Below are 2,484 nucleotides of genomic sequence, written 5' to 3' on the forward strand. Positions count from 1 at the left end.
GACCAGAACATGAAGCGGTCGAGCCGCCGGGTCAGCTCTTCGAAACGCTTGTCCATGGCCTCGAAGCGCTTATCCGTTGCTTCGAAGCGTTTCTCGACGGCATCGAAGCGCTGATCCATGTTCAGCTGAATCTGCTCGAAACGCTTATCAACGTCCTCGAAGCGTTTGTCCATATTCAGCTGCATCTGCTCGAAACGCTTCTCCACCGCGTCGAAGCGCTTGTCCATCTGCACCAGGATGGTCTGGATCAACTCACGCTGGTGCCTGAGCTCCTCCTCGACGCGGACCATGCGCTCGCGTAGCTCGGTCTCGTAGACAGCCGGGGGCTTGGCGAATGACTGCTCGGCCAGCCATTCGCCCAGATGGGCCTTGATGAACTCGATGTCTTCCCGTGCCAGGGCCATGCGTCCCTCCAGTCGTGCTCCGTTCGGAGATGCGTCCTAGTTTAAACCACCTTGCTCGCGGTGTTGGTCCGATGCCGACCCGACGGGCGTCTTGCGCCTTGATTCGATGCCGCGCAGGAGCTGTTGTTCACCTCCCCAAGTCTTCGAAATAGAACTCCGAGACCAACCGCTCGACCGGGACATAGTCGTCGGTCAAGAGCGGCAGCGCGTCGAAGGCGGTTCCTGTTCGCATCATGGGCTCGGTCGTGCGCAGCCAGCGATGATCGAAACCCCGCCGGGCAACGAGCGTCTCGGGCGGCTCGCTGGCATCGCTCGCGGAGATGACGAAGGTCATGCGCTCCGCTTCGGGCGGGACCATATCCATCCAGACATGCACATGCTCGAAGGATTCCGACAAGGTCTTCATCATGCTCTTGACCAAGCGTGGATCCGGAAAGGCGTCCAGGACGTTGAGCAGGTAGATCCCGTCCGGAGCCAGGCGCGACCTTACAAGCTCCGCGTACTCACGGGTCACGAGGTGATAGGGGATGGAGATGTCGTGGAAGGCATCGGAGACGATGACATCATAGCGCTCGGAGGGCTCGCGGGTGAGGACGGTCCGCGCGTCCTCGTGGACGACCCGCATCCCCGCGGTGTCGAGGAACAGCCCCTCTTCGGCCGTGCGGGTGACCAATGGGTCCAGCTCCGCGACGGTGACGGTCGCGTTCGGGGTTCGCGTGCGGACGGAGCGGGGCAGGGTGTAGGCACCGCCGCCCGCGAAGAACCAGCGTAGCGTCTCGGCCTTCTCTTCTCCGAAGTGCTCGAGTGCGAGCTCGTCCATCAACTGCACGTAAGGCGAGATCAGCATGCCGGGTTCGCTGTCGTGATTGGTGCCGTGGACCAGATGGTCCAGCACCAGGCTGCGCGCGACGCCGAAGGGAGCGCGTTCGGAGTCGTCGACGACCCGGATGCAGAAGTAGTTGCTCTCGCGATCGCAGGGATTGGAGAAGCCGTTGCGCGCATCCGTCACCAGGATCAGGCCGACCGCCGCGACAAGCACGGCGATGGGCGCTGCGCGCGAGCGCCCTTTGAAAAACGGCAGTGCCAGCAGAAAAAGCCCGATCGCGGTGCCGATGATGATGCCGCGCGTTCCCAGATACTGGATCAGCACATAGCCCGTGACGAAGGTGCCCAGGATGCTGCCCAGCGCCGCCAGCGCGTGCATCCGACCGACGATATGGCCGGTGCGTCGATCCAGCCCCAATGCCAAGGTCGTCAGAAGCGGCGTCACCACGCCGAGCAAGACGGCCGGCATGAAGAAGAGTGCCAAGACGTAGAAGAAGCTCGCACCCAGTAGGGTCATCTCGCGGGCCTCGATGAGCGGCGCGACCAGCGTCAAGAGGAAGAGGATGCCGAGACTGAAGAGCCCGGCCAGCGCCAGCGTGATGCCGGCCGCCAGCTCGTTGCCGCCGCGGTCGGCCCAGATCCCGCCGATCCAGTTCCCGAGCGACAACCCGGCGAGGATGACGCCGATGATGGCGGTCCAGGTGTAGAGCGAAACCCCGACATACGGCGCGATCAGCCGGCCGGCGAGGATCTCCAGCACCAGAAGGAATGCCGAGCTGAGAAAGATGGTGACGCCGTACCAGGTGATGCGCAGACGGTCGGACACGATGGACTCCGGGGGTGGACGATCGATCCGCAAGGATAGCGAAGGGTGGGAGCCTCGACCAGAGGACCGCCCGGCGTGTCGACCTGTCGGATCTTGGCAACCTTTCAAAAACAAGTGATCTGTCTTTGGCGATTTTCGGCAATCACCTTAGCTCCTCTCCCCTCGCGGGAGAGGGGTTGGGGAGATGGGGAGAATGAACCGGAATGGCTAAAACGCCGCGGCTGTGCGGAGCGGGTCCGGAGTCAGACCCACGCTCGCGATGTCTCAGTCCGTGGGTTGCGGCTCCTCGCTCAGCTCCTCCGGCATCGGCGGTATCTCCGACGGGTCCGAAGGCTCGACGCCCGCGGATAGATCGGCCGCGTAGTCGGCCGCAAGAAGATCCGTGCTCTCGATATCGAGCAGCTCTCCCAGATCGAATTCGGAGAGCTT

General features: G+C 63.1%; 2 protein-coding genes. Both read right to left on the reverse strand.

What is annotated here, in order from left to right:
- On the reverse strand, positions 1–404 hold a 404-nt coding region (locus tag VLR48_RS02130), incomplete at its 3' end, for a hypothetical protein (protein ID WP_325290198.1).
- Between the two features lie 127 nt (positions 405–531).
- Entirely contained in the window at positions 532–2,055 is a 1,524-nt protein-coding gene (locus VLR48_RS02135) for a fused MFS/spermidine synthase (RefSeq protein ID WP_325290199.1), read from the reverse strand.
- Between the last annotated feature and the right edge of the window lie 429 nt (positions 2,056–2,484).

Source organism: Thiocapsa sp. (genome assembly GCF_035467215.1).
GTDB lineage: Bacteria > Pseudomonadota > Gammaproteobacteria > Chromatiales > Chromatiaceae > Thiocapsa.